The 26,367-nt window shown below is 64.3% G+C and carries 22 protein-coding genes, 1 tRNA gene and 1 pseudogene; 13 read left to right on the top strand and 11 right to left on the bottom strand.

Annotation, left to right across the window (positions count from 1 at the left end):
• Positions 1 to 4: 4 nt before the first annotated feature.
• From QZ149_RS04925 to QZ149_RS04910, 4 genes are all read right to left on the bottom strand, one after another.
• Positions 5 to 520, bottom strand: coding sequence for a nucleoside triphosphate pyrophosphohydrolase family protein (locus QZ149_RS04925; protein ID WP_291450155.1), 516 nt, complete (start codon positions 518 to 520; stop codon positions 5 to 7).
• Positions 517 to 1,200: a DsbA family protein gene (locus QZ149_RS04920; protein WP_291450154.1), complete on the bottom strand. Its 684-nt coding sequence runs from the start codon at positions 1,198 to 1,200 to the stop codon at positions 517 to 519. The genes QZ149_RS04925 and QZ149_RS04920 overlap by 4 nt, the downstream gene beginning before the upstream one ends.
• Before the next feature lie 59 nt (positions 1,201 to 1,259).
• A tRNA-Leu gene (locus QZ149_RS04915) sits at positions 1,260 to 1,346 on the bottom strand.
• A 78-nt stretch (positions 1,347 to 1,424) separates the two neighbouring features.
• Positions 1,425 to 1,913: a MarR family transcriptional regulator gene (locus tag QZ149_RS04910; protein ID WP_291450153.1), complete on the bottom strand. Its 489-nt coding sequence runs from the start codon at positions 1,911 to 1,913 to the stop codon at positions 1,425 to 1,427.
• An 87-nt stretch (positions 1,914 to 2,000) separates the two neighbouring features.
• Between QZ149_RS04910 and QZ149_RS04905 the strand changes: the two genes are divergently transcribed.
• Positions 2,001 to 2,657, top strand: a complete 657-nt coding sequence (locus QZ149_RS04905) for an HAD hydrolase-like protein (RefSeq protein ID WP_291450152.1) — start codon at positions 2,001 to 2,003, stop codon at positions 2,655 to 2,657.
• Between the two features lie 6 nt (positions 2,658 to 2,663).
• Here QZ149_RS04905 and QZ149_RS04900 read toward each other — a convergent pair whose 3' ends face one another.
• The gene (locus tag QZ149_RS04900; protein ID WP_291450151.1) at positions 2,664 to 5,954 is read right to left on the bottom strand and encodes an error-prone DNA polymerase; all 3,291 of its coding nucleotides are present in this window, start codon (positions 5,952 to 5,954) and stop codon (positions 2,664 to 2,666) included.
• A gap of 111 nt (positions 5,955 to 6,065) precedes the next feature.
• Between QZ149_RS04900 and QZ149_RS04895 the strand changes: the two are divergent.
• A pseudogene (locus tag QZ149_RS04895) lies at positions 6,066 to 6,632 on the top strand (alcohol dehydrogenase catalytic domain-containing protein); the annotation flags it as partial.
• A gap of 62 nt (positions 6,633 to 6,694) precedes the next feature.
• Here QZ149_RS04895 and QZ149_RS04890 read toward each other — a convergent pair.
• Genes QZ149_RS04890 through QZ149_RS04880 form a run of 3 tightly spaced genes read right to left on the bottom strand, consistent with a single transcriptional unit; the run spans position 6,695 to position 11,973 of the window.
• Positions 6,695 to 9,826: a DEAD/DEAH box helicase gene (locus QZ149_RS04890; RefSeq protein ID WP_291450150.1), complete on the bottom strand. Its 3,132-nt coding sequence runs from the start codon at positions 9,824 to 9,826 to the stop codon at positions 6,695 to 6,697.
• Between the two features lie 38 nt (positions 9,827 to 9,864).
• On the bottom strand, positions 9,865 to 11,472 hold the full coding sequence (locus QZ149_RS04885; RefSeq protein WP_291450149.1) for a DNA polymerase Y family protein: 1,608 nt from the start codon (positions 11,470 to 11,472) through the stop codon (positions 9,865 to 9,867).
• 9 nt (positions 11,473 to 11,481) lie between these two features.
• Complete coding sequence (locus QZ149_RS04880) at positions 11,482 to 11,973, bottom strand: hypothetical protein (RefSeq protein WP_291450148.1); 492 nt, start codon at positions 11,971 to 11,973, stop codon at positions 11,482 to 11,484.
• Positions 11,974 to 12,107: 134 nt separating this feature from the next.
• Here QZ149_RS04880 and QZ149_RS04875 point away from each other — a divergent pair, with 134 nt between their 5' ends.
• Positions 12,108 to 12,635, top strand: a complete 528-nt coding sequence (locus QZ149_RS04875; protein WP_291450147.1) for a YbhB/YbcL family Raf kinase inhibitor-like protein — start codon at positions 12,108 to 12,110, stop codon at positions 12,633 to 12,635.
• Between the two features lie 4 nt (positions 12,636 to 12,639).
• On the top strand, positions 12,640 to 13,101 hold the full coding sequence (locus QZ149_RS04870; protein WP_009649011.1) for a tRNA (cytidine(34)-2'-O)-methyltransferase: 462 nt from the start codon (positions 12,640 to 12,642) through the stop codon (positions 13,099 to 13,101).
• A 98-nt stretch (positions 13,102 to 13,199) separates the two neighbouring features.
• Here QZ149_RS04870 and QZ149_RS04865 read toward each other — a convergent pair whose 3' ends face one another.
• Positions 13,200 to 13,691 carry a hypothetical protein gene (locus QZ149_RS04865; protein WP_291450146.1) on the bottom strand — a complete coding sequence of 164 codons (492 nt, stop codon included), beginning with the start codon at positions 13,689 to 13,691 and terminating at the stop codon, positions 13,200 to 13,202.
• Between the two features lie 212 nt (positions 13,692 to 13,903).
• Between QZ149_RS04865 and lpdA the strand changes: the two genes are divergently transcribed.
• Positions 13,904 to 15,277 (top strand): dihydrolipoyl dehydrogenase, encoded by a 1,374-nt coding sequence (gene lpdA, locus QZ149_RS04860; RefSeq protein ID WP_291450168.1) that lies wholly within the window; start codon positions 13,904 to 13,906, stop codon positions 15,275 to 15,277.
• Positions 15,278 to 15,302: 25 nt separating this feature from the next.
• Positions 15,303 to 17,021 carry a 2-oxoglutarate dehydrogenase, E2 component, dihydrolipoamide succinyltransferase gene (gene sucB / locus QZ149_RS04855; protein WP_291450145.1) on the top strand — a complete coding sequence of 573 codons (1,719 nt, stop codon included), beginning with the start codon at positions 15,303 to 15,305 and terminating at the stop codon, positions 17,019 to 17,021.
• Positions 17,022 to 17,090: 69 nt separating this feature from the next.
• Here sucB and QZ149_RS04850 read toward each other — a convergent pair whose 3' ends face one another.
• On the bottom strand, positions 17,091 to 18,422 hold the full coding sequence (locus QZ149_RS04850) for a protein kinase (protein ID WP_291450144.1): 1,332 nt from the start codon (positions 18,420 to 18,422) through the stop codon (positions 17,091 to 17,093).
• A gap of 105 nt (positions 18,423 to 18,527) precedes the next feature.
• On the opposite strand from QZ149_RS04850, the gene QZ149_RS04845 reads away from it, so the two are divergent.
• The 5 genes from QZ149_RS04845 to QZ149_RS04825 all read left to right on the top strand — a co-directional run bounded on the left by QZ149_RS04845 (position 18,528) and on the right by QZ149_RS04825 (position 23,097).
• On the top strand, positions 18,528 to 19,223 hold the full coding sequence (locus QZ149_RS04845) for a DUF4191 domain-containing protein (RefSeq protein WP_291450143.1): 696 nt from the start codon (positions 18,528 to 18,530) through the stop codon (positions 19,221 to 19,223).
• Positions 19,224 to 19,367: 144 nt separating this feature from the next.
• On the top strand, positions 19,368 to 20,303 hold the full coding sequence (locus tag QZ149_RS04840) for an ABC transporter substrate-binding protein (RefSeq protein WP_291450142.1): 936 nt from the start codon (positions 19,368 to 19,370) through the stop codon (positions 20,301 to 20,303).
• Between the two features lie 100 nt (positions 20,304 to 20,403).
• A complete protein-coding gene (locus QZ149_RS04835; protein WP_291450141.1) occupies positions 20,404 to 21,336 on the top strand; it encodes an ABC transporter substrate-binding protein in 933 nt (310 codons plus the stop codon).
• 7 nt (positions 21,337 to 21,343) lie between these two features.
• Positions 21,344 to 22,303 carry an amino acid ABC transporter permease gene (locus QZ149_RS04830; RefSeq protein ID WP_291450140.1) on the top strand — a complete coding sequence of 320 codons (960 nt, stop codon included), beginning with the start codon at positions 21,344 to 21,346 and terminating at the stop codon, positions 22,301 to 22,303.
• Entirely contained in the window at positions 22,300 to 23,097 is a 798-nt protein-coding gene (locus QZ149_RS04825; protein ID WP_291450139.1) for an amino acid ABC transporter ATP-binding protein, read from the top strand. The genes QZ149_RS04830 and QZ149_RS04825 overlap by 4 nt, the downstream gene beginning before the upstream one ends.
• Before the next feature lie 131 nt (positions 23,098 to 23,228).
• On the opposite strand, the gene QZ149_RS04820 is transcribed toward QZ149_RS04825, so the two are convergent.
• Complete coding sequence (locus QZ149_RS04820) at positions 23,229 to 24,842, bottom strand: ABC-F family ATP-binding cassette domain-containing protein (protein WP_291450138.1); 1,614 nt, start codon at positions 24,840 to 24,842, stop codon at positions 23,229 to 23,231.
• 141 nt (positions 24,843 to 24,983) lie between these two features.
• On the opposite strand from QZ149_RS04820, the gene QZ149_RS04815 reads away from it, so the two are divergent.
• The gene (locus tag QZ149_RS04815) at positions 24,984 to 25,673 is read left to right on the top strand and encodes a queuosine precursor transporter (RefSeq protein ID WP_291450137.1); all 690 of its coding nucleotides are present in this window, start codon (positions 24,984 to 24,986) and stop codon (positions 25,671 to 25,673) included.
• On the top strand, positions 25,670 to 26,367 hold a 698-nt coding region (locus QZ149_RS04810), incomplete at its 3' end, for a tRNA guanosine(34) transglycosylase Tgt (RefSeq protein WP_291450136.1). The genes QZ149_RS04815 and QZ149_RS04810, both read left to right, overlap by 4 nt.

Here is a 26,367-nt window from a genome sequence, read left to right as displayed (position 1 = left end):
GACCTTAGTCCGCATCGCTGCCGTCGGTGGGACTCTCAAGGCCCAGGCCGCGCGCAATATTAGGCTGGAAGAAGTTCGGTCCCTTCAAAACCTTGCCGTCCTCGCGGAGCTTGACGGATCCGTCGGGCATGAGCTTGGACAGGTTCGACGCCTGTACTTCGGCCAGGACCGAATCGAGGTTCATCCCCGACTCGATGGCCATGCCATAGACGACATAGACGAGGTCAGCCAGGGCGTCGGCGGCCTCGATAACATCGCGCTCCCCCTCGTCGGTGGCGACGGCCTCGGCGGTGGCGGCTTCGATGATCGCGCGTGCGCGCGGGCCGTAGACTGCGCCCATAAGTTCGGCGAACTCCTCGGCGATCAGGCTCATGCGCATGTTCATACGCTCGTAGTCCAGCGTCGGATCGCTGAAAGGACGGATGGGGACGGAGTAGGTGTGGTGGAACTGCAGGACCAGCTCCATCGGGCTGGGTGCGGGTGTTGGGGTAGGCGAGGCCGTGGTGTCCTTCTCGCTCATGCGCGGTCCTTTCGTGCGTTATCCCAGGCAGTGGCCAGGATGTTGGAAAATGCTGTGACGGTCTGATGTCCGTCGACGAGGAATTGGGAATCCATGACGTAGGTGGGAACCGAGGCCACCCCCATGTGCATCGCCATCTGATAGTCGGAGTAGACGCGCGAGGCCCATTCCTCGTCGCCAACAGCGAGGGCGGCAAGGTCGGGCGGCATGCCAATGTCCTGCGCACAGCCGATGAGTACCTCGGGATGGGAGATGTCCAGGCCCATCTCGAAGTGGGAACGCATAATCGCCTCGGCGACCTTGAGGTGGAGAGAGTCCGGGCCGGCGACCGTGTCGTTGTCGATGTCGGCGTCGTGGGCGGCCGCGATAACCCGGTGCGCGCGGGAAGTAGGAGCGATGATGAGGGAGTCGAAGTCAAAGCGAATGCCCTCTCGAGCACCCAGCGCCCGCATGCGTTCGTCGGCCTCGCGTACCTCTTCCAGACTGGCAGCCCCGGATTCAACCAGAGCGACGATGCGTGGCTTGTCGAGCGCTGCCTCCAGGTCGGGGTCGAGCAGGTAAGCGTGCAGGTAGACCTCGATCTCGGCGCCGTGCTCACAGCGGGACATGGCGGTGCGCAGGTGTCGCAGGCCCAGGTAGCTCCACGGGTCACACGTGTCGAGCCACATATCAATTCGCACAGCGTCTCCTCACGGTTGATATGGAAAACCCCGGGGCCTTTCGGCCCCGGGGCATTTCGTGCGCGGAGGGGGACTTGAACCCCCACCCTCGTAAAATGAGGACTAGCACCTCAAGCTAGCGCGTCTGCCTATTCCGCCACCCGCGCAGGTGATCGGTGCGAACCGTTGTGATCCGCAAGCGAGTAGAAGCTTAACACGATTACATCGACATGCGCCAATCGAAACTAGGAATCGGTTTTTTCGCCCTTCAGACGGGAGTCCAATGTCGAGAAAACCTTTGCAATTGCTTCAATATCGGCATCCGTCATGCCGTCTAGGAGATACTCAGCCACCGTCTGCTGATGCAATTCTGTGGCAGCAAGCACAGTCTGGATTCCCTGAGTGGTCAGGCATGCGTCGTAGCCGCGGCGATCAACCTTGGAAGGGATGCGCTCGACCCAGCCGTCACGGGAGAGGTTAGAGACCAGGTAGGTCACACGCGACGGCGAGTAGACGACGCGATCAGCCAGCTCACCCATGCGCAAGCGATGGCTGGGAGCCTCCCACAGTGCCAGGAGAATGTTGTAGTCGGGCATAGATACGCCATAGGCGCGCTTTAGACGTGTTTCGAGGATTCCCTGCAGGCGTCCGGACGCCTCGAAGAAGACTCGCCACGCGGCTGCACGCGCGCTATTGGCTTGAACGATCGGGGTGAGCCGTGCTCGCGTTTCCACGTATGCCTCTCTCATAGTCGTTTCGGGTGTTTCTCTCGGGATAATAGGGCATAGTGACTAAGAAAGCACCAAGAACCAGGGGATTTTATGTCTTTGACTTTTTCTGCTGTGCTGTTTGATGTTGACGGGACGATTGTTAATTCTGCGCCCGTCATCATGGGAGCATTCCGGAGCACATTGTCAGACTTTGGACTGGAGATTCCAGATGATCAGCGCCTTCGTACCTATGTTGGCCCTCCCTTGTGGTACTCGTTTGGCGACCTGGGTTATTCGGGGCAGCTGCGCGCGGATCTGGTTTCGCGTTACAGGGAACGCTACATGGACCACTATCTTGATCCTGAGCCTTTCGACGGTGTGCGTGATCTGCTGTGGGATCTGCACCATGCGGGCGTTCCCCTGGCGACGGCCACATCCAAGCAGACACCGATGGCGATCGCACAGATGGAGCATCTGGGCCTTGCGGATGCCTTCGACGTGATCGCGGGGGCGACGCCGGATCCGGGGTCATCGAAGACGACGGTCATTCACGAGGCCATAGCTCGCCTGGGCGCGATGGGTGCGGACGTGTCGCATCCCGTCATTGTTGGCGACTCTATCTGGGACGTGCGCGGCGGCCACGAAGCCGGCATCCCCGTCATCGGTGTCGGTTGGGGGTATGCGACGGAGGACGGTCTGGACGACGCCGAGATTGTGTGCGAGACGGTCGAGGATCTTCGCGCGCTTCTCATGCCCGCTGGCTACTGAGGGGCGTTAGCGGAAGTCGCGCGAGCGCACCTGGATGGGCAGACGCACGGGAGCGAGCCGGAAGGCTCGAACGTTGACCGCGCCGTCACCCCACTCGAGCGTGCCACGTACGAGCAGGGCACCCGGCTCGAGGCCGATGTGTCGAAATTTGTTCCAGGTACCCACGGCCACCGAGACGTTAACGAATCCGGACTCGTCTTCGAGGGACAGGAAAGTGACGCCGCCGCCGGTGTGGGGGCGCTGTCGGTGCGTGACCAGCCCAGCCACGTCGACGATCCTCCCGTCAAGGTGGGCGCCGAGTTCTGCGGCGCGCAACACGCCGGGCGACAGGTCCCCTCTCAGATAGGAGAAGGGGTGTTTCCCGGGGGTGAGTCCGGTTGTCTCGATATCGGCGCGCATCTGCTCGGTGTGCGTCAGAGGCGGCAAGTCGGGGACGTGGGTGCCTACTTCGGTACCCGGTAGGAAGGGCTGCCATTCCCCCTGCCGCGCAGTCGGCGCGGCCAGCGCCCCCGCGGCCCAGGTTCCCTCGCGTCTGCCCACGCCCAGGCATTCCAGCGCTCCAGCCATGGCAAGACACTCCATGTCCGATGCGCTCAGGTGGGCGCGGTTCGCCAGGTCCGCTTGGGAGGAAAAAGCTCCCGTTTCTCTCACCCTCACGATGCGCTCGGCAGCCCGCCCCAGGCCTCGTACCGACGATAATCCGATGCGCACCACCAGCTCCTCGTCCATGTCCAGGGGGATGACCTGACGCGACGGGAGTGGGTCGGGGCGGCCCTCCCGATACTCCTGCTCCCCGGGAACGCCGGGTGCACATTGCACGCCCGTGTCCAGGAAAGAGTCGTTGACCGAGGGTCCCAGGACCGTCACTCCGTGCCTGCGCGCGTCCTGGACCAGCGTCGCCGGCGAGTAGAAACCCATCGGCTGGGAGGAGAGGATCGCCGCGTAAAAATGCTCGGGCGCGTGAACCTTGAGCCACGCGGAAGCGTAGACGATGTGCGCGAAAGAAAAAGAGTGCGACTCGGGGAAACCGAAATCCGCGAAGGCTTTGAGCTGATCGAAGATGCGTTCGCGCGTGAGCGTGTCGATCCCGTGCTCTTCCATGCCCGCCATAAGTTCTCCCTTAAGGGCTTCCATGCGCTCGAGGCTACGCTTGGCACCCATCGCTCGGCGCAGCTGGTCAGCGCGTGCCCCAGACAGGCCAGCGGCGTCCGTGGCAATGCGCATGAGCTGCTCCTGAAAGAGGGGCACCCCGAGGGTTTGGCGCAGCACAGGTTCGAGGAGCGGGTGCAGGTAGGTGACCGGCTCGCGTCCCGCACGCCGACGCAGATAGGGGTTGACCGCATGCCCCTGAATGGGGCCGGGGCGCACGAGTGCTACTTCGACGACGATGTCGTAGAAACAGCGTGGTTTGAGGCGCGGCAGCGTGTTCATCTGCGCGCGCGACTCGACCTGAAACACACCCACGGTGTCGGCGGCGCAGAGCAGGTCGTAGACACGCGGGTCTTCTTCTGGCAGAGTATGCAACCCCAGAGGCTGATCCCGGCGTCCACGCAGCGAGCGCGGTGCCCACCCGCGCAGGTGCGGATTCGCCGGTCCATCCGCTCGAATGTCGTCGGCTTGTAGTTCGTCAAAGGCGACGCGCAGCGCCGTGAGCATACCGAGGGAGAGCAAGTCAAACTTGACCAGACCAGCGTCCGCGCAATCCTCCTTATCCCACTGCAACACCGTGCGTCCCTCCATGGCAGCCCATCCCACCGGACAGATACGAGAGACCGGCTGATCGGTGAGCACCATGCCGCCCGAATGGATACCCATGTGCCGGGGCAGGCGCGACAGGGCCCGGGCGGCGTCGCCAACGAGTGCTGGCACTTCCCCCTTTCCCCGCGACCACGCCTGCGCGCTGCCCGCCGGGTATCCCAGCGCCCGCGCCGCGTCACGCATCGCCGAACGTGGTCGATAGGTGATGACGTTAGCGACCTGTGCCGCGCGGTCGCGCCCGTAGAGGTCATAGATGTGCCGGATAACCTCCTCACGCCTACAGGCCTCGATATCGACATCGATGTCGGGCGGCCCCGAGCGCGCGTCCGACAGGAAGCGCTCGAAAAGGAGGTTATGGCGCACCGCGTCCACCGCCGTGATGCCCAGGCAAAAGCACACAGCCGAGTTTGCGGCACTGCCCCGCCCCTGACACAAGATGCCGTGCTGGCAACAAAAATCGACGATTTCCTTGACGATCAGGAAGTACCCCTCGAATCCGAGGCGCTCGATAATGCCTAGCTCGCGGTCAATCGTCTCCCATGCCCGCGGGTCTTCCTCCCGCGGGCCGTAGCGCTCGCGGGCCCCCTCGTGAGCGAGATAGGCGAGCCAGCTGCCAGGAGAATGCCCCTCTGGGACGTGGATGCGCGGAAGCCGGGGAGCGACGAGACGTAGGTCGAAGGATGCTTCCTCCGCGACCTCGCAGGAGTGCACGAGTGCCTCGGTGTGAGCGGCATGCAGACGGGCCATCTCTGCGGGTGAGCGTAGGAAGGGCCGATGTGCTCCGAGGTGAGCCACGGCCTCGTCCAACGAGGAACGCAGACGGGTCGCCGCAAGGATGTCACCGAGGGCACGCTTGGACGGCGCAGACATGCGCGCACCCGTCGTGGCGAGCAGTCGAACACCCATCCCCTGTGCAAGCTCGGCGAGAGTGTCTCCCGCGTCGAGGCCGTCTCCGGCTGCTGCCTGCCACTCGATGAGGAGGCGATCCACCCCTCCAACCGCCTCCGCGAGCGCACCGGCCACGCGCCGCGCCCATGTGGGACCACCGGTGTATAGGGCACGCATGAGGGGGCCGCGCCTCCCGCCGGTCATGATGAGCAGGTCAGCGCCAGCCTCGCTCACGTCCTCGAGGGTAAAACGTGGTGTGCGCTCCCCCGTCTGCGATAGCGCGCGCTTGCTCATCATGCCGACGAGGTTTTCGTAGCCGTGGGGGCTTGAGGCCAGGATGGGGAGACGGATCCCTGGCTCCTCCGCGCCGGGGGCGAGTCCCCAGCCACTCGTCTGAGCGCCTGGAACGACCGCTCGCAGAGTGCTCGGGTCCAAGGTGATCTCGGCCCCGTAGATAATTGGCAGGCCGCAGCTGCGCGCCGACATCGTGGTCTGCACAGTCGAGTACATGCCGTCGACGTCGAGAATAGCGAGAGCATCCAAGCCCAAGCGCGAAGCCTGCGCGACCATATCCGCAGGCTCGTCGGTGCCCTCCAGGAAGGTGAACGCACTGTGAGCGTGCAGCTCGGCGTATCGGGGTTCAGCGGTCACCCATCCATCATATCGAACATATGTTCGATAACGCTGCGTCGACCCGCATTGCCTCCGCACAACCGAATCTCCTCCGAGATCTACAAGCCCTATCCTGGTCGCATGGATTCCATGCTCGCAGCGTCGCTTCCCTCACCCGGCTCCCTCACCCTGGTTCGCCGCCCACTGCCAATCCTGGGGCCGCGCGACATCCTCCTGAGCGTCGAAGCCACGACCCTGTGCGGCACGGACTTACGCATCGTCACCGGACAAAAGACGCACGGCGTCACCCCCGGCGTGATCCTCGGCCACGAGATCGCCGCGCGTGTGTGGAAGCTCGGCGCGGACCTTCGCCCAGGAATCGACGCGCCCGCACCGGGAACCCAGGTGGGCCTCGCCCCGGAAATCACCTGCGGCCATTGCGTGCCCTGCACGGCCGGACGTTCAAACGTCTGCGCGAACATGGCGCTCTTTGGAACCGGAGTGGACGGCGGGCTCGCCGACGTTATCCGCGTACCCGAACGGGCGCTGGCATGCATCACCCCCAGCGCCTGCGAGATTGCGCCACCACTCCTGGCCCTGGCCGAACCCCTCTCATGCTGTCTGCGTGCCCGCACTCGCCTCCCCATCACCTCAACCTCGCGTGTCCTCATCCTGGGCACAGGCCCCATCGGCCTCATCCACTGCGCGCTCGACGCCGTACGCTCGCGCGCCGGCCTCAAGGTCGCTGTGCACCCCGGACGCGGCAAGCCGACCGAGTGCTAGTCAAGCAGCCCCCGCAGGTCCGCGGCACTGAGTGACGCACTGGCACCCGTCCCATTCATCACCGAGGAAATGAGCCGACGCTTACGATCCTGCAACTCCACAACCTTCGCCTCGATCGTGTCAGCGGCAACCAGACGATAGACATTCACCTTCTTCGTCTGACCAATGCGGTGCGCGCGGTCGATCGCCTGCTCCTCAGCAGCCGGATTCCACCACGGATCCATGACGAAGACATAATCCGCCTCCGTCAGGGTCAGGCCCGACCCACCCGCCTTGAGAGAAATGAGGAACACCGGTGCCTCACCCGAACGGAAGCGCTCAATAACCTCCGTCCGGTTGCGGGTCGAGCCATCCAACTGCACAACCGACACGCCACGCCGCTCCAGCACGTGCCGAATACGCGCCAGGAACGACGTGAACTGACTGAAAATCAGCGCACGGTGGCCCAGCGGCACGATCTCGTCGAGGCGGTCCGCCACGTACTCCACCTTCGCCGACCCCACATGCATATAGGACTCCTCCACCAGGGCCGGGTCGAGCGCGAGCTGACGCAGCCTCGTGATCGACGCCAGAACGCTCATGTGATTCGCGTCCGGATCCACCAGCAAATCGAGGATGCGGGCGCGCTCGCGGGCCAGATACTGGTCGTAGATGTGGCGATGTTCCTTGCCCAGGTCGACGCGCACGACGTCGACGATCTTGTCGGGCAGATCGGTGGCCACCTGTTCCTTCGTGCGCCGCAGGATAAAGGGCGCAACGTAGGCGGTCAGGCGCGCGAGCATGTCGGGATCTCCACCCTCGATGGGCCTGCGTACCTTCTGGGTGAAGGCCTCCCACGGGGGCAGTAGCCCCGGGCAAGTCAAGGACAGGAGAGACCACAGGTCGCCCAGGGAATTCTCGATGGGGGTACCGCTCACTGCCAGACGCCAGGGGGCGTCCATGTCGCGCAGCGCACGGTATGTTGCCGTGCGGGGATTTTTGACCGCCTGCGCCTCGTCGATGACGACGCCGGACAGGGCGACCTCGCGCCACTGCTCAGCTTCGAGGCGCACCAACGTATAAGAAGTAACGACGATGTCGCAGGCCTCGGCTTCCTCGCGGATCGTCGTTCCCCGTCGCGCGGCGGTCTCAGCGACGCAGCGCACGCGCAGGCCGGGCGTGAACGTCGCGGCCTGCTCCGCCCACACGCCCACGACCGAGGTAGGAGCGACCACGAGGACCGGGCCGCTCCCCACCTCCGCCGCGCGCAGAGCCGCGATCGCGGACAGGATCTGCACGGTCTTGCCCAGGCCCATGTCGTCGGCCAGGACCCCACCCAGTCCGGCGGATAGACGCGAGGTCAGCCAGGCGTGCCCGTGCCGCTGATAGGGGCGTAGAAGCGAGGCCAGGGCAGGGATGGGGGCCAGCCCATCTTCCGAGTGCTCGCCACGCAGCGCAGCGATACGCGTGCGCCACGACGCCGAGAGCGACACTGAGTCTGCCTGCTTCTCGAAGAGCTCGTAGAGGCCCACCTGCACGGGAGTGAGGCGCAGGCCCTCACCCTCCCACCCTGCAAGGGACCGAGCCTCGTCCAGCAGAGTAGCCAGCGCGCGGATGCGCGGGCCATCCAGACGCACCCACACGCCGCCGCGGGCCTCAACATAGTCGTCACCGCGCGCGATTGCCTCCAGGGCCTCACGCACACTCAGCAGATGGTCGCCAACGCGCACACGCACGTTCAGATCGAACCAATCCGACTCCGCACTCTCGACGGACACGTCCACGTCCATCCCGTCTTGTGACACCTCGATGGCGCGCACGTCCTGCGCGACGTCCCACACGAGGCCGTCCACGCTCTCGCGATCAACGACGGTTGAGAGAAACTCCGGCACACGCCACGGGTCAATGCGCCCCGAACCCGGCAACGGCATCCACAGGTCTGCTCCCACCGAAGTACCCCACCTGTTGACGCGATCCGCGAGGGCGGCCACCGCCTCGTCCCCCATGCTGTGGGCGAGCGGGGCACGCGAGCGCGAGCGCCCCTCCTCGTACTCAGCCCACCAGCGCACGACGACGGAGTTTTCGTCGCAACGCAGCGTGCCCACAACCGCGACTTGCGGTGTCGCATCGGCGTCGAAGCTCCCATCTGAAGAACTCATGACGAAACGCCGACGCAGCGCCGTCAGCCACGTCCCTCGGAATTCCGCCACATCCGCGGCTGGAACAACCAGCGGTCGATCCAGCGGGAATCCTTCCAACGCCTTCAAGCCTTCGATGCGCGCCGCGCGCATCCCCCCATCAAGCAGCAGCAACCCCGTGTCGCGGTCAATACGCGGGTGTGCGACGACCTGATCACCGTTGCGAGCGACAACCCGCATCTCAAGGCCTTCCTCGGAGGCCCTCACGTCAACATCCGCATCCCACGTCGCATGCGACAGCACGAAAGGTTCACGTCCGTCCACCGACGCAAAAAGCTCCACCCCCGCGCGCACCAGGCGCGCGAGCCACGCGTACGCGTGCTCGCCGAGCGAACTGAGCGTCACCTCGGTGCGTGCCTGCCACGAGCGCGACTCACGCGAGAGTCGATACCCCTCGCGCAGCAGCGACACGTGAGTCGGATCCAAACCATCCGTCACCGACTCCCACTGCGTCGCCGTCAGGTCCAGCCACGACGCCCGTTTCGCACTCCACGCCGACGAGGCACCCCTGCGCAGCGGGATCAACGACACCGCCACGCTCGGATCGTGCGCATCGATAACGAGTGCCAGCGGATCCCCGCCGCGCTCACGAAATATGCCCAGCACCTGCTCGAGGACGCGACTCCACTCGGGCACTGCCCCCCTGCTCTCGAGCGCCTCGGCGCGCGCAGCGATTAGCACCGCCACGGCGTGCGGACAATCCGAACGCAAGGAGCAGGCGCATGCGAGTGATGGGCGAAGCGCACCGTGGGCGATCCGTACACGATATGTCAGTCCCTTGTCTTTGACGCGGGCCTCAAGATGGTCCTCGGATTGGTCCCAGAGCAGCTCTTTCACCGCTCCATTGCGTTCCAAACGCAGGCCGTTTGCCCAGGTGGCGGGGCCGACGAGGGCCATGATGTCATCGTCCGACATCGATGCGAGGATATCGCTGAACTCGTGGGTCACCATCCTTTCAGTCTACGGCACGACCGCTGGACCCGTCACCGTCAGTTGTCAAGGCCCTCTGCCATCCACTCACCCCCACTCCACACGAGAAGCGCTACCTGTCCGTCCTCGAGCGTGGCCCGCATGTAGGCGCGGGCGCGCTCCCCCGACCACCAGTACCCGTCCACGGGCCAAGGGCCAGCGATAGCACGGATTCTGCAACGCTGACCGGCACGCAGCTGGGGCGAGTACTGCGAGCGCTCCCAAGACTCACCCGAGGGAAGAAGCCGACCCGGTAGCCCCTCCCCGCCGTTCTTGGTGAGGAGGTAGGCAGGGGTCGCTGTCAATGATCCGCGTTGGTCGACGCGCACGTCGCCACCAGCTCCCGGCTCTGCGACCAGGAGCACGGGAATGGGAGTCTCAAAGAGGGTGGACGGCGGCTCGGCGACGGCCCCGTCCCAGGCACCCACGCGAGAGCGCAGCGGCTCCTGGTTGCCCCAGGGTGCCATGACGATGCGGCTGCGCGGATCGTACCCACCCTGCAGGCGCGGGACCAGCAGCGCGTCCGGCCCCGCCAGTCCCTGGATCCGCACGGCGCTGCGCGACACATCTGACGTCCTGTTGCTGCGCCCCCACAGGGCCGAGGAGCCGCTTCCAGGGCACGGGTCGCAGGCCGTGAGGCGAATCGAGCGGGCCTCGCCGGAGGGTCCCTGGTCGCCCGCCATCCACCCTGTGAGAGTCCACCGCACGCGCAGGGCGATGTCGGCGGGCACCGACAGGTCACACCCGCTCCACGTGCGGCTGCGCGAGCCGCCCCCGCCGTCCTCCACGTCGATACGCAGCGTGTGCGACACCAGAGCGGCACCATACAGTCGGCCAGCGAGCTCCTCGGCTGCGCGGATAACGGGGACCGTCATGGTCTGGACGCTTTCTCCCCCACCGTCGATGTCGTACTCGACCGTAATATCCGCCTGCGCACGCTCGCTGGGCAACACAGCGGCATCGTCTCCCGAGGCCAGGATCCACAGCCGCTCACCGACGTCGCCGAAGCGTTCGAGGACGGGGCCTCGTCCGAGCTGCAGCAGATCCGCGCAGCTGGTGATGCCCAGGCTCGCCAGGAGGTCGACGGCGGCAGAAGTCCGGTCTCGCATCGACGGCGGCACGCATCCCAGAGCGCGGGACAGACCGATCCCTGACAGGAAGAATCGCGTATCCTCAGCGGGCACAATTCGCCCCGATCTGGCGGCCTCCACCGAGGCCAGCGGCCCATCAGTAATACCGACGAAGCATTCGACACCCACAGCCTCTTCAATCGCATCAACGAGTAGGGAGGCTGCCTGTTCCTCGCCACCCGCCCAGCGCGCGGGGCCGCGCGCCCGACACCTGGCCAACCCCGGGCGCAGACACTCGACACCGGCAGCGACTGTATCGAAGACGTCGATGACACCGCTGAAAGCGCGGGCCTCACGATCCGGATCACGTGGCAAGCAGATCAGCTCCGGACACAGGTAGGTCGCCTCGCGTATACTCATGCCTGCCCGCACCCCGCAGCGCCGGGCGAACGCACTGGCAACCTCGATGCGCTTAGCATGAACAACCGCGCCGACACCACCCGGGGGCAGGTCGACCACGAGGCAGTTGACGGGCCAGTCGGGAATCCACAGGACCATGTAGCGCACCTAGACCACCAGCCGTATGTTCCCCGCACCTGCCGCGTCGCGCGAGAGTCCCGGCCACATGCGCAGTGTCACGAGGGTGCGCCCCAGAGAGCGGGCACGCGCCGCCAGGGTTCGTTGCTCGGTACGGGAGAGCTGGGGAAGGTCCAGGCACACGACGTCGCACCCCTCCAGAAGTAGCGCGCACAGCTGCCCCATATTCGCCTCCTCGTCAGGGTTCAGGACCAGCACGCGCTCTAAGTCCATCCCCTGGCGCTGCGCCCACTCCCATCCGATATGGCGCACGCCATATAAGCCAACCCATCCCTCGTAGGGGCAGGCATCGATGAGGAGCCGAATCAACTGCCCCCTCTCCTGCGGCCCCAGGAGCACTGGAACGAACCTACCCGTCGAATACCTCTCCTCGACGTCGAGTCGACCACGCAGGCCGACCGAGTTTTCGGCGCGACTCAAGGCCTCGCGGGCCTTACGCAGGCGTATGCGCGCGTTGGACACCCCTCCTCCTTCCCCAACACATATAGAACATCTGTTCGACACGGGAAGTGTAGAACCCCGCTCACACACCTGCGTCCCGGGCGCACGTTCCCCATCTCATACGCAACAATGGAGAGGAGAGAAAAGGAGCACACATGAACATCGATACTTGCCCCCCAGCACCCGCCCCCTTCGAGGGAATCGATCTGCCCGACTTCACCCTGACCTCGTCCATCCTTACCGACGGCGCACCGATGCCGGAGGTGGCCACCGCACGCGGAGGTTCACTCTCCCCCGACCTGGCGTGGGAGGGGTTCCCGGAGGACACGGCAAGCTTCATGCTGACCTGCTTCGACCCGGACGCCCCGATCCCCTCGGGCTGGTGGCATTGGACGATCCTGGATATCCCCGCATCGATGACGCACCTAGACGAGGGTGCCGGCGCCTCCGACCTGACCCTCGACGGTCCCGCATTCCACCTGCGCGGCGATGCGGGCGAGGCCTCCTACTTTGGTGCCGCGCCACCCGTCGGAGACCGCCCACACCGCTACATTTTCACGGTGCACGCCCTCGACGTGAACACCCTGGGCCTCGATGACGACGCGACCCCCGCCATGGCCTCGTTCGCAGCACTCGAGCACACGATTGCGCGCGCCACCCTGACCGTCACACACCAGGCCTGAGGACATGCTGCACATCATTTTCTGGGAGCCGGAGATCCCCGGTAACACGGGTGCGGCAATCCGTCTGTCGGCCTGCACGGGGTCCATGCTGCACCTCGTGAAGCCGCTGGGCTTCGACATGGACGATGCGAAGCTGCGCCGTGCGGGGTTGGATTACCACGACCTCGCGCACGTCATGGTGCACGAATCCCTGGACGATGCGCTCGCGCAGGTTCCGGGGCGCGTGTGGGCACTGACGGGACACGCGAGCGCCATGTACTCGGACGTGTCCTACGCAGATGGCGACGGCCTGCTGTTTGGGCGCGAATCGGTGGGCCTATCCGAGGAGGCGATGAGTCACCCTCGCGTAGAGAAACGTATTCGCATCCACATGCGCGAGGGCGTGCGCTCACTCAACTTGGCCAATTCAGCATCGATCGTCCTGTACGAGGCGTGGCGTCAGCTGGGCTTCCCGGGCGGCGTCTAGCCGCTGGCAGACGAGAAACCGCAGACAGGAACGAGGCCCGGGTCGGATTACTCCGCCGGGCCTCGTGACGCGCGATCACCTCAGGGACGAGGCTGTGGTCAGCGCCCCTTCCACGGCGAACTCGAGCGCTCGACCTGTTCGGCGAGCGACACGATCCTGCGCGGATTCGAACGCCACATCCACACGACCCCAATGAGGGAGACGAGCAACGGCAGATAGTAGAAGTCTGCGCCCATGCCAGTCCACGCCGAGCGCGCAACGTTGAGTTCGTCCAAGCCGAGGGAAGCAACCCACAGGATGATCGGCACAGCGATCGACAGACCGATGGTCACCCAACCGACCTGTCGCATGCGCCTGCCATTGTGGGTCAGGGCCGTCGCGGCGACGAGGTAGTCGACGCCAGCCAGGAGTGCAACGATCTGCGGCCCCCAAGGCTTGCCCTGCCCATGGAAGAGATCGACGATAGCCGTCACAAAAATCCAGGCCCCCAGGAGCCAAAACAACGCAATGATAATGCGCCCAAGTCCCAGGGAGGGAGGGCGCTTATCGCGAGCGTCGCCGACATCAGGAGTCTCGTCTTGTTCATGCACGCTTTGATCCTACCGATAGGTCCGTTGTGTCGCACCGCGTTCCGCATGACAACGCGAGGAATGCGATGCGTGTGGCCCGATGCACCAAGGCACCCCACCGACCTGTGGGACAGCATCACACAAACGTGGGACAATGGGCCTATATGGACCGTGAGGCCCGTCATGAAAACAACCATCTGAGCGTTAAGCTCATCAACGAGGAGTTATCTACCTTGAGCGAATCGACCTACGACATCGTCATTCTGGGGGCGGGTTCCGGCGGCTATGCGACTGCCCTGCGTGCAGCGCAGCTCGGCATGACAGTCGCCCTTATCGACGGCGATAAGGTGGGCGGCACCTGTCTGCACCGCGGTTGCATCCCGACGAAGGCGTACCTGCATGCCGCCGAGACGGCCGAGGCCGTGCGCGAGTCCGCGAAGTTCGGCGTCAACTCCACCTTCAACGGTATCGACATGGCCCAGGTCGGCAAGTACCGCGACTCGGTCATTGCTGGCCTCTACAAGGGCCTGCAGGGGCTGCTCAAGTCCCGCAAGGTCGAACTCATCTCCGGCTGGGGCCGCCTCGCTGACGCCAACACTGTCGAGGTGGGCGGCCAGCGCATCACCGGCCGCAACATCGTCCTGGCCACCGGCTCCTACTCGCGTTCGATCCCCGGCCTCGAGATCGGCGGTCGCGTGATCTCCTCCGACCAGGCGCTCCAGATGGATTGGGTTCCCTCCTCTGTCGTGATTCTCGGCGGCGGCGTTATCGGCCTCGAGTTCGCCTCCGTGTGGCGCAGCTTCGGTGCTGAGGTCACGATCATCGAAGCCCTGCCCCACCTTGCCAACAACGAGGACGAGGCCATCTCCAAGCAGCTCGAGCGCGCCTACCGCAAGCGCGGCATCAAGTTCTACACGAAGACCCGTTTTGCCTCCGCGACGCAGTCCGAGCAGGGCGTACACGTGACCACCGAGGACGGCAAGGCGTTCGACGCCGACGTTCTCCTGGTCGCCGTTGGCCGTGGCCCCGTCACCGAAGGCCTGGGCTACGAGCAGGTCGGCATCACGTTGGATCGCGGCTTTGTCATCACGAATGATCGTCTGCACACCGGCGTGGGCAACATCTACGCGGTTGGCGACATCGTCCCCGGCCTCCAGCTGGCCCACCGTGGCTTCATGCAGGGTATCTTCGTCGCCGAAGAGATCGCCGGCCTGAACCCGACGATGCAGGCCGACATCGACATCCCGCGCGTGACCTTCTGTGAACCTGAAATTGCCTCGGTCGGCATGACGGAGAAGCAGGCCCGCGAGAAGTACGGCGATCAGGTGCGCACGGCCGAGTACAACCTCGCCGGCAATGGAAAGTCGTCTATCCTGGCAACGTCGGGTCTCATCAAGCTGGTCTCGGTTGAGGGCGGTCCGATCGTGGGCTTCCACGGCATCGGCGCGCGCATCGGGGAACAGATTGGTGAGGGCGAGCTCATGGTGAACTGGGAGGCGTACCCCTCGGACGTCGCGTCCCTGATCCACGCACACCCGAGCCAGAACGAGTCGCTCGGCGAGGCAGCTATGGCGCTGGCCGGCAAGCCCCTTCACGTCCACAACTGATACAGCTTTTATTAGGAGAACACACATGGCAACGTCAGTGACTATGCCCGCTCTGGGCGAGTCCGTCACCGAGGGCACCGTTACGACGTGGCTCAAGCAGGTCGGCGATACCGTCGAGCTCGACGAGCCCATCGTTGAGGTGTCCACCGACAAGGTCGACTCCGAGGTCCCGTCCCCCGTCGCCGGCGTCCTCCTCGAGATCCGGGTTCCCGAGGATGAGACCGTCGAAGTCGGCACCGAGATCGCGCGCATTGGCGACGCGTCCGAGGCCTCGGCCCCCGCTGCTGCTCCTGCCGCCGCCCCCGCTGCTGCTCCTGCCGCCGCCCCCATTGCTGCTCCGGCAGCTCCTGCTCCGGCGGCTCCCGTGGCCGCTGCTCCAGCGGCTCCTGCCGCCGCGCCCGCTCAGGGCACCGAGGTGCGCATGCCCGCTCTGGGCGAGTCCGTCACCGAGGGCACCGTCACCACGTGGCTGAAGGCCGTGGGCGACGCCGTCGATGCCGACGAGCCGCTGCTTGAGGTCTCCACCGACAAGGTGGACTCCGAGGTCCCTGCTCCCGTCGCAGGTTTCCTCGCGGAGATCCGCGTGCCCGAGGACGAGACCGTCGAGGTCGGCACGGTCGTCGCGATTATCTCCGAGACTGCTCCGTCGGCGGCCCCTGCCGCCCCTGCTGTTGCCGCCGCTCCGGCTGCACCTGCCGCCCCTGCCGCTCCGGCTGCACCTGCCGCTCCTGTCGCTCCCGTCGATCCGTTCCCGAACGCATCGACTCTGGCTGCCGCCGCGACCGGCGCTCCCGTCGTTGCAACGCCAGCCGTCGCAACCGGCAGCGCCTACGTGACACCGATCGTGCGCAAGCTTGCTCGCGACCTCGGCGTTGACCTGGCCACTGTGTCGGGCACCGGCGTCGGTGGCCGCGTGCGCCGCGAGGATGTTGAGGCCGCCGCCGCAGCCGCTCGTGCTGCTGCCGCCGCGCCTGCTCCGGCTGCGGCTCCCGCCGCAAAGGTCGAAGCTGTCCGCGAGCCCTCGCCGCTGCGTGGCACGACCGAGAAGATGTCGCGTCTGCGTCAGACGATCGCCCGCCGCATGGTGGAGTCGCTGCAGACCGCCGCCCAGCTGACCACCGTCATCGAGGTCGACGTCACCAAGGTTGCCGCGGTTCGCGCTCGCTCGAAGGACGCGTTCCTGGCCAAGCACGGCACGAAGCTCACCTTCCTGCCCTTCTTTGTGAAGGCCGCGACGGAAGCCCTTGCCTACCACCCGAAGATCAACGCGACCATCAACGACAAGGAGGTCACGTACTTCGATTACGAGCACGTGGGCATCGCTGTTGACACGCCGCGTGGCCTGCTCGTGCCCGTCATCAAGAATGCGGGCGAGAAGGACATCCCGGGTATCGCAGCGTCTATCAATGACCTGGCGGCGCGCACGCGCGACTCCAAGATCGGTCCCGACGAGCTGTCTGGCTCTACCTTCACGGTCACGAACACCGGTTCCGGCGGTGCTCTTTTCGACACGCCCGTCCTGAACATGCCCGAGACCGCGATCATGGGCGTCGGCACGATCGTCAAGCGTCCCGTCGTGATGAAGGGTATCGACGGCGCAGACGTCATCGCGATCCGCTCGATGGTCTACCTGTCGTTGTCCTACGATCACCGCTTGGTTGACGGCGCAGACGCGTCTCGCTTCCTCATGGATGTGAAGAAGCGCCTCGAAGCCGGTGAGTTTGAGGCCGACTTGGCTCTCTAATCCGCCTGTCAATGCGCTGATGGGGTGGGTCCGCGGACCCACCCCATCAGCGCATGCACCACAATGCGTCTACTTGCCCGACTGCGTGGCATCCTCATTCGATGCGTGCGCGAGCGTCGCGGAGATGACCTTGCCCGAGATCGGATCAACGCGCACGTCCAGGTAGGTCGAATACGGCGCACCATACAGGTTGCAGCCGCTGGTCGTGCACGTTTCGGCTTCCGATACGAGCAGGGTCACGCGCGCGTCTACAGCATCGGGTTCGCATGAGACGATGGCGACGTTCTGGACGCTCGACGACAGGGCGCGCACCTGCACGCCGCCTGCGCGCATATCCTCGATGCGCTGAGCGTCTTCCGTGAGCAGTTCACCGCCGAGTATGGCATCGAGCGTTGACGCATCCCCGTCTTTCATCGCTTGGTCGCGCGCCTGAATCGCTGAATTGATGAGGTTGGCGGCAGCCGTGGGATCGCAGAGTCCGACTGGCGTATCTTCGGCCGGCGTCGTGGCAGGTGGCACCTGTGAAGGCTGCGACATTCGCGCGGATGTCCAGGCCCCGTACACGGCAACCGTTGCTCCCAAGGCAACAATGACGGACCACACGACGATCAACGCGGCCAATCCTTTACGGCGAGGAGACCGAGAGCTGTCCGAGGATGCAGCGCCGCGCCGCATGTGCGACGCGCGCACCTCATCCTCGGTGAGCGTATCCTCACGCAGGGCTGCCGCTCGTAGGTCGGCAATCACTCGTTCAGGGTCGACAGGTTCGCGCGCAATCACGTGCTCTACCGGGTCGCAGACAAGCGGCGTTGCTCCCGATCCGACGGTCGCAGCCAGCTCGTCGAAGCCCAACTCAGCCAGGACCTCGTCCATCTGAAGGAGCGATGCGATGCGGCGCAGGCACTGCCGATCCCCCTCCATACCCGACGTCTCGAGGCTCCACCCGGGAGTTCCCGCTCCAGGCCCGATCTCATCGATCATGTCGATAATGACCGCTCGTCCTTGTGGCGTCACGATGATGTTCGCGGGCGTCAGGTCTCCATGCACGATACCCGCGCCGTGCAGGGCGCTCATGCCGGCGGCGATCCCTTCGACGATCTGACGTCGCGTAGCCTTCGGACGTAGGTCGGCTGATCCAATCTCAACATCGAGCGGACGTCCGGGAATGAAGTCCTGAACGATGGCCCACCGTCCATCCTCTGAGCGCACGACGTCACGCAGGGCAACGACGTGCCGGGAGGAAACAGACGCCCACGCCTTCCACCGGTCGAGCGAACGCTTCCCATCGTCGGAGGAGCGCAGGGCAAGAAGCGCTTCCCCGTCACTCGAACGCGTCCTCCACAGGGGGCCGCGCGCGCCGACGTGGAACACCTGACCGATCTCATATCCGCCTATATTCATGGTGATATTGTCTAAATTCGCAGAATGTGATGCAACTCATCTCACATAGTGCCAGGTCGGACGCGTGGACTTTCTCAGGGTGTATGCACGTAGAATGGAGATGCTATGAGTGAAAAGAATCCCCCCGCGAAGAGGCGCTTCTATCAGAACATCCTCGACGCATACCGACTGACCGCACGCACGTATCCGGCTCTCCCGTGGATGCTCCTGGGAACCGCCGCACTCGTCATCGCCGCGTTCATGCTGTTGGCGTTCCTGACGGACACCTCCTGGATTGGCTGGCTCATTGTTGGCATCATGGGGTCCGTCACCGCGGCACTTGCCCTTCTCAGCTTCCTGGCACGCCGCGCGCTGTACGCACAGGTCGAGGAAACCACCGGTGCCGTCAAGGTTGCACTCTCACAGATTCAGCGCGGCTGGATTATCCCCGAGCAGCCCGTCGCTTTCACGCGCGAACAGGATCTTGTGTGGCGCATCGTCGGTCGCCCCGGTGTCGTTCTCATCTCTGAGGGTCCGGCCTCTCGCGTGCGCCCGCTGCTGACCGCAGAGTCCAAGCGCATCACCAAGATCATGCGTAACGTTCCCGTCCACCAGATCCAGGTTGGCCGCGACGAGGGGCAGATTCCCCTCAAGGACCTGCAGAGCGCGCTGCGTAAGCTCAAGAATGTCCTCACGGCCGAGGAGGTCCCCCAGGTGTCAGCGCGCATCAATGCACTGCGTTCGGGCGAGCCGCCGATCCCTAAGGGCATCGATCCGCTGAGGGTCCGCGGCACGTCGAGGCGCGGACTGCGCGGAAACTGAGTCACACAGTCAAGTGGGCGAGCACTATGTGCTCGCCCACTTTTGTATCCAGGATATGAGACTCGATGGACATGCATAGTATGCATCTGATTGCATAATCAGTATCACTGACCGCCGGCAATACAGATATCAAGGAACATAACCATGCACACAACGAAGATTCTCGCAGCCCTGACCATGGCGACGACGGCGGTCACTCTCACCGCCTGCGCCGACCCGACGACAAACTCGACAACCGGCGCACAGAGCAACGCCGCTGCCTCGTCGAACACCACGGCCTACGATGTCTCCCAGATCCCAACCGACGCCGACATCGCTGCGCTAGTTCCGGAAGATGTCAAGAAACGGGGAACACTGCGCAACGGCGCTTCGACGGGTTACGCTCCGGCCGAGTACATGGCCACCGACGGACAAACCCCCGTCGGCTACGACATTGACATCAACAAGGCACTGGCCAAGGTGATGGGCCTCAAGGAGGGCAGCACACGTCACGCCGAATTCCCCACGATTATCCCCGCTCTTGGCACGAAGTTCGACGTCGGCCTCTCCTCCTTCACGATCACCTCGGAGCGAGAGCAACAGGTCAACATGGTCTCCTACCTGAATGTGGGATCCGCATGGGGCGTCGCAACCGGCAACCCGAAGAACTTCGACACCTCCAACCCCTGCGGCACGACCGTCGCCATTCAAACAGGCACCGCACAGGAAACCTATGCGGAAGAGCTATCGAAGCAGTGCGAAGCTGACGGAAAGGAGAAGATCACCGTCATGCCGCACGAGCTGCAGACCGATATCGCCACGAAGATCATCAGCGGCCAGTACGACGCCACCCTGGCCGATTCGACCGTGATTGGCTACACCGCCGCAGGTTCTGATGGCAAGATCGAACAACTCGGAGAGACGTTTGAATCCGCCCCCCAGGGGATCGCCATCAACAAGGATGACACAGAGCTGACCGAGGCGGTCCAGAAGGCTATGCAATACCTCATGGATAATGGCTACCTGACGGATATCCTGGCTCACTACGGCGCAGACAGCGCGGCACTTACCACCGCCGAACTCAACCCATCGGTCGGCTGACGACGTGACACTCAACGCATAATATGCATCGTTATGCATATAGGTGCATAATGATAGCGACAGTGGGGCAGACGGCCCCCATCCCATCGGAAGGCACATCATGACCATCACGAAGGCACACGCTCTCATCGCACTCGCAGCCGCAGCAGTACTGCCCCTGGCCGCCTGCGCGGACCCGACCTCGTCCTCCAATGGATCGAACGGCGGCACGAGCGCGGCCACGACCTCGTACGACGTCTCCCAGATCCCCACGGACGAAGAGATCGCCGCCCTGGTCCCCGCTGAGGTCAAGGCGCGAGGCATCCTGCGCAATGGCGCCTCGGCCGACTACGCGCCGGCAGAGTTCCTGGCCGACGATCTGCAGACCGCGCAGGGCTACGACGTGGATATCAACAAGGCGCTCGCTAAGGTGATGGGCCTGAACGACGGCACTACAAACCACGCGGAGTTCCCCACGATTATTCCCGCGCTGGGCACCAAGTTCGACGTGGGTATTTCCTCCTTTACGATCACTTCCGAGCGTGAAGCACAGACCAACATGATTTCCTACGTCGAGGTCGGCTCCGCCTTCGGTGTCGCCGCGGGCAACCCCAAGAACTTCGACCCGGCCAATCCATGCGGAACCACCATCGGCGTCCAGACCGGAACCGCGCAGGAAGACTACGCGACCGAGCTATCCGCGCAGTGCGTGGACGGCGGCTTGGACAAGATCACGATCATGCCGCACGACCAGCAGACCGACATCACCCCCAAGGTCACCGGAGGACAGTACGACGCGACCTTCGCTGACTCCACCGTCATCGGCTACACCGTCACTCTCTCGGGTGGCCAGATGCAGCAGGTAGGCGAGGTCGTCGAGTCCGCCCCCCAGGGCATCGCCGTCAACAAGAACGACGCCCAGCTCACCGAGGCGGTCCAGAAGGCTATGCAGTACCTGATGGACAACGGCTATCTGAAGGACATCCTGGGTCACTACGGAGCGCAGGACGCCGCCCTGACGACGGCTGAACTCAACCCGGCTACCACCGAATGAGGTTTGTATGGACACCATGAAAGACGGCGTTGAACTCATCAACGCCAAACCCGTTCCCCGGCCGGGGAGGTGGGTCAGCGCGATCATCGTCGCAATCCTCGCGGCGATGGCCATCCACGGCCTGGTCACCAACAAGAACTACCAGTGGAACGTCGTGTTCCAGTGGTTGTTCTCCCAGTCCCTCATGCAGGGCGTAGCCTTCACGATCATTCTGACGGTTCTCGCAATGGTGATCGGCACGGTGCTGGCGATCACGATGGCGATCATGCGTCAGTCGGTCAACCCGGTGTTGCGCTGGGTGGCGATGGCCTACATCTGGTTCTTCCGGGGTACGCCTATCTACACGCAGCTGATCTTCTGGTCGCTGCTGCCTACGCTCTACCCGTCGCTGTCGTTTGGTGTTCCCTTCCTCGGTTCGATGTTCGGCTGGGAGGTCAGCTTCGATACGGCCACCTACTTCACGCCGTTCTGGATGGCGTTCCTGGGTCTGGGTCTGAATGAGGGCGCGTACCTGGCAGAGATCATGCGTGCCGGTCTGCTGAGCGTTCCGAAGGGCCAGTGGGAGGCGGCGACGGCCCTGGGCATGCCGCGGGCGACGATCTTCCGCAGGATTATCCTGCCGCAGGCGATGCGCGTGATCGTCCCGCCGATCGGCAACGAGACGATTTCGATGCTCAAGACCACGTCGCTTGTTTCAGCGATCCCCTTCACGCTGGAGCTGACGTTCATCGCGCGTCAGCGCGGCCAGGCGACGTTTGCCCCGGTACCTCTCCTGATCGCCGCGGCGATCTGGTACCTGGTGATCACGAGTCTGCTCATGTGGATCCAGTCGATCATCGAGAAGCACTTCGCGAAGGGCTTCGAGCGGCGCGATAACACGGGCGGGCAGACCGCCTCGGACGGCACGGCCTCGGATGAGGACGAAGAGATGAATGGCAAGCTCAAATTTATGGATGTGACACCATGACGGGTACGGATCTGGAGACGGCAACCGGCGTGACGCCCATGGTGGCGGTGCGCGGAGTCCATAAGTTTTTCGGTGATCTGCACGTGCTGCGCGGCATCGATCTGGATATTGCTGCTGGTGAGGTGTGCGTCATCCTGGGTCCCTCGGGTTCGGGTAAGTCCACCCTGCTGCGCTGTCTGAACATGCTGGAGGACATCAGTGCGGGCCGCGTGTACGTCGATGGTCACCTGCTGGGCTACCGTGTGGACTCCAAGGGTGTCCTGCACGAGCGCCGTGACAGGGTGATTGCCGCGCAGCGCTCCCACATTGGCATGGTGTTTCAGCGCTTCAATCTCTTCCCGCATATGACGGCTCTGGAGAACGTCATGGAGGCACCGGTTCAGGTGCTCAAGCGTTCGAAGAAGGAGGCCCGCGCACAGGCTCTCGAGCTGCTCGACCGGGTGGGGCTAGCGGATCGCGCGGACCACTACCCCGCTGAGCTGTCGGGCGGCCAGCAGCAGCGCGTCGCGATTGCTCGCGCGCTGGCCATGGATCCGGAGATCATGCTGTTCGATGAGCCGACGTCCGCGCTCGACCCCGAGCTGGTCGGCGAGGTTCTTCAGGTCATGAAGGATCTGGCGGCCTCGGGCATGACGATGGCCGTGGTCACTCACGAGATCGGGTTTGCCCGCGAGGTCGCCGATCAGGTGGTCTTCATGGACGGCGGCGTGATCGTCGAGGCGGGCGCTCCCGCCGACGTGATCGATAATCCGCAGGAGGAGCGCACCAAGGAGTTCTTCTCCAAGGTTCTCTGAGTTATTCGACGAGGCCGGGGCTGGTTCATTCCAGTCCCGGCCTTTGTCGTGGGTGCCTTCGGGCACGGCGGGTGCGCCTGAGCTGAGGGGGTCGCGCGCGGTTAGCGGGCGCGCGACGGTTCGCGATGAGGTCAGGTGAGCGTCACCAGGTCGAGGTAGCTGTCGTCCCAGAGGTCCTCGTCGGCGTCGGGAAGGAGCAGGACGCGCTGCGGGTTGAGGGCGGTGACGGCACCGGGATCGTGGGTGACGAGGATGACGGCTCCTTCGTAGTCACGCAGGGCAGCGAGGATTTCTTCACGTGAGGCGGGGTCGAGGTTGTTGGTGGGTTCGTCGAGGAGCAGGACGTTGGCTCCGGAGACGACGAGGGTGGCCAGGGCGAGTCGGGTCTTTTCTCCGCCTGATAGGACGGACACGGGCTTGTCGACGTCATCGCCTTGGAAGAGGAACTGGCCGAGGATGTTGCGCACGTGTGTGTCGTCGAGGGTGGGTGCGGCCTCGGCCATGTTCTCGCGGATCGTCCGAGTGTCGTCGAGGGTTTCGTGTTCCTGGGCGTAGTAGCCGAGTTTGAGGCCGTGTCCGGGCACGACGCGCCCCGAGTCGGGTTTCTCGATGCCGGACAGGAGGCGCAGCAGCGTCGTCTTACCGGCACCGTTCAGGCCAAGCACGACGACCTTGGAGCCGCGGTCAATGGCCAGGTCCACGCCGGTGAAGACTTCGAGGGAGCCATAGGACTTGGAGAGGCCTTCGGCGGCGAGGGGGACGCGCCCGGAGGGGGCGGGATCGGGGAAGCGCAGGCGCGCGACCTTTTCTTGGACGATCTCCCCTCCCGCCTGGGCGAAGAGTTCTTCGGCGCGGCGCAGCATTTGCTGGGCGGCGACGGCTTTGGTGGCCTTGGCGCGCATCTTTTCGCCCTGGGCCTTGAGGTGTTCGGCTTTCTTCAGGGCGTTGGCGCGTTCCTTGCGGCGGCGGCGCTCGTCTTCCTCGCGCTGCTTGAGGTAGGCGTCCCACCCCAGGTGATAGATGTCGACGTGAGCGCGGTTGGCATCCAGGTAAAAGACCTGGTTGACAGTGTCGCCCAGGAGCTTAACGTCATGGGAGATGATCATGACACCGCCGGGGAAGGTCTTGATCCAGTCGCGCAGCCACATGATCGAGTCGTGGTCAAGGTGGTTGGTCGGCTCGTCGAGGAGGAGCACATCCGCGTTGGAGAAGAGCACGCGGGCGAGTTCGACGCGGCGGCGCTGACCGCCCGAGAGCGTGTCGAGCCTCTGGTCGAGGACGCGGTCCTCAAGGCCGAGGGAGTGCGCGATTTGCGCAGCCTCGGCGTTGGCGGCCCATCCACCGGAGTTGGTGAACTGCTGGTCGAGCTTGACGTAGCGTTCCATGGCCCGCTGCTGGCGAGCGCCCTCGGTCGTGGACATCTCGTGCTCAGCCTTGCGAATGCGCGCGATGATCGAGTCGATGCCGCGCACGGAGATGATACGATCGCGAGCCTTCATCTCCGGGTCGCCAACGTGGGTGTCCTGCGCGAGGTAGCCGACGGTGCCGTTGGAGCTGATGGTGCCGGTGTACTCGGCCGCTCCCCCACGGTCGGCTTCTCCGGCGAGGAGACGCATCGTCGTGGTCTTGCCGGCACCGTTGCGTCCGACGAGGCCGATGCACATGCCTTTGTCGATCCGGAAGGATACATGGTTGACGAGTTCGCGGGCACCGATTCGCAGAGAGAAGTCCTGGACGTTAATCACGCTCCAAGAGTAGAGGGAGGGGCGGTTGTGGGCGAATCAACCCGGCCGATGACCCGTCCTGTTGGCCCACCTTGCAGCAATTGCGGGCACAATGGGTGGTGCATATAACCATTCCATCTCGGCATTGTGAGGATTGTACCCATGTCAGAAAGCCCGGTCCCGTCTGGATCGGCGCGCCCCGCGCGCGCCCTCGACATCATTTCGGTCGTGTTCGTCGCGTTGCTCCTTATTTCTAATATCGCCGCGACGAAGGCGTTTATGGTGGGTTCTTCCACCCATTATTTGATTTTCGATGGGGGCGCAATTCTCTTCCCTCTGACCTACATCATCGGTGATGTGCTCTCGGAGGTGTATGGTTTTGCCCGCGCGCGGCGGGTCATCGTCATGGGCTTCGTGGCCTCGTTCCTGGCTTCGCTCACTTTCTTCATCGTCCAGTATTTGCCTCCGGCACCCGACTACGAAAACCAGGAGGCTTTCGCGGCGGTCCTGGGCGTCGTATGGCGTGCGGTTGTCGCGTCGCTCGCGGGTTACTTGGCCGGGCAGCTCCTCAACTCCTACGTGCTCGTGTGGATCCGTCGCCGCTGGGGTACCAAGCACTTGTGGGCGCGCCTGATCGGCTCGACGATCGTCGGTGAGGCCGCGGATACGATCCTGTTCTGCACGATTCTGTTCTACGGGCAAATGACGTTCGGTAACTTCGTTAACTACACGGTCACCGGCTACTTCTACAAGGTCCTCCTCGAAGTCGTCCTCCTGCCCGTAACCTATCCCGTGATCGCTGCCATCCGCCGCGTTGAAGGCTTGAAGAAAGACGAGGTGTTTGATCGATGAACGCGAACTGGCTGAGCGCTCCTTCCCCCGAGGAGTGTGCGCCCTTCGACGCCACGGACTCGTCGGGAACCCACTGCCCCGACCGCGGGTTCGAGGTCGGCACTCGCCTGGGTGCCGACCGCGGCCTCGGGCGCACCGGCGTCATCCACACCGCGCATAGCGTGATCCGCACCCCGGCATTCATTCCCGTGGGCACGAAGGCGAACGTGAAGGCACTGACTCCGGAGATGGTGCGTAGCCTCGGTGCACAGGCCGTCCTGGCCAACGCCTATCATCTCTACCTCCAGCCGGGTTCCGACATTGTCGACGACGCCGGCGGCTTTGCGTCTTTCATGAACTGGGCGGGTCCGACGTACACGGACTCGGGGGGCTTCCAGGTGCTGTCTCTGGGTGCGGGTTTCAAGAAGGTTCTCTCCCAGGAGTTTTCCGGGAAGGCCGACCCCAACGACCCAGCTGTCCAGATGCAGGCGATCAAAGCGTCAAATGCTGTTGTTGATGACGATGGCGTCGTGTTCTCCAGCCACATCGATGGCACGAAGCATCGTTTCAACCCCGAAGTGTCGATGGGTATTCAGCATCAGCTGGGTGCCGATATCATGTTCGCTTTCGACGAGCTGACGTCCCTGCTGCACCCGCGCGGCTACCAGGTCGAGTCGCTCGAGCGCACGCACGCGTGGGCCGCGCGGTGTCTGGC

The organism is Actinomyces sp. ICM47, from assembly GCF_905369875.1.
Taxonomy (GTDB): Bacteria; Actinomycetota; Actinomycetes; order Actinomycetales; family Actinomycetaceae; genus Pauljensenia.
Note: the sequence above shows the minus strand (reverse complement) of the source record. Positions and strands in the feature narration are given on the sequence as shown.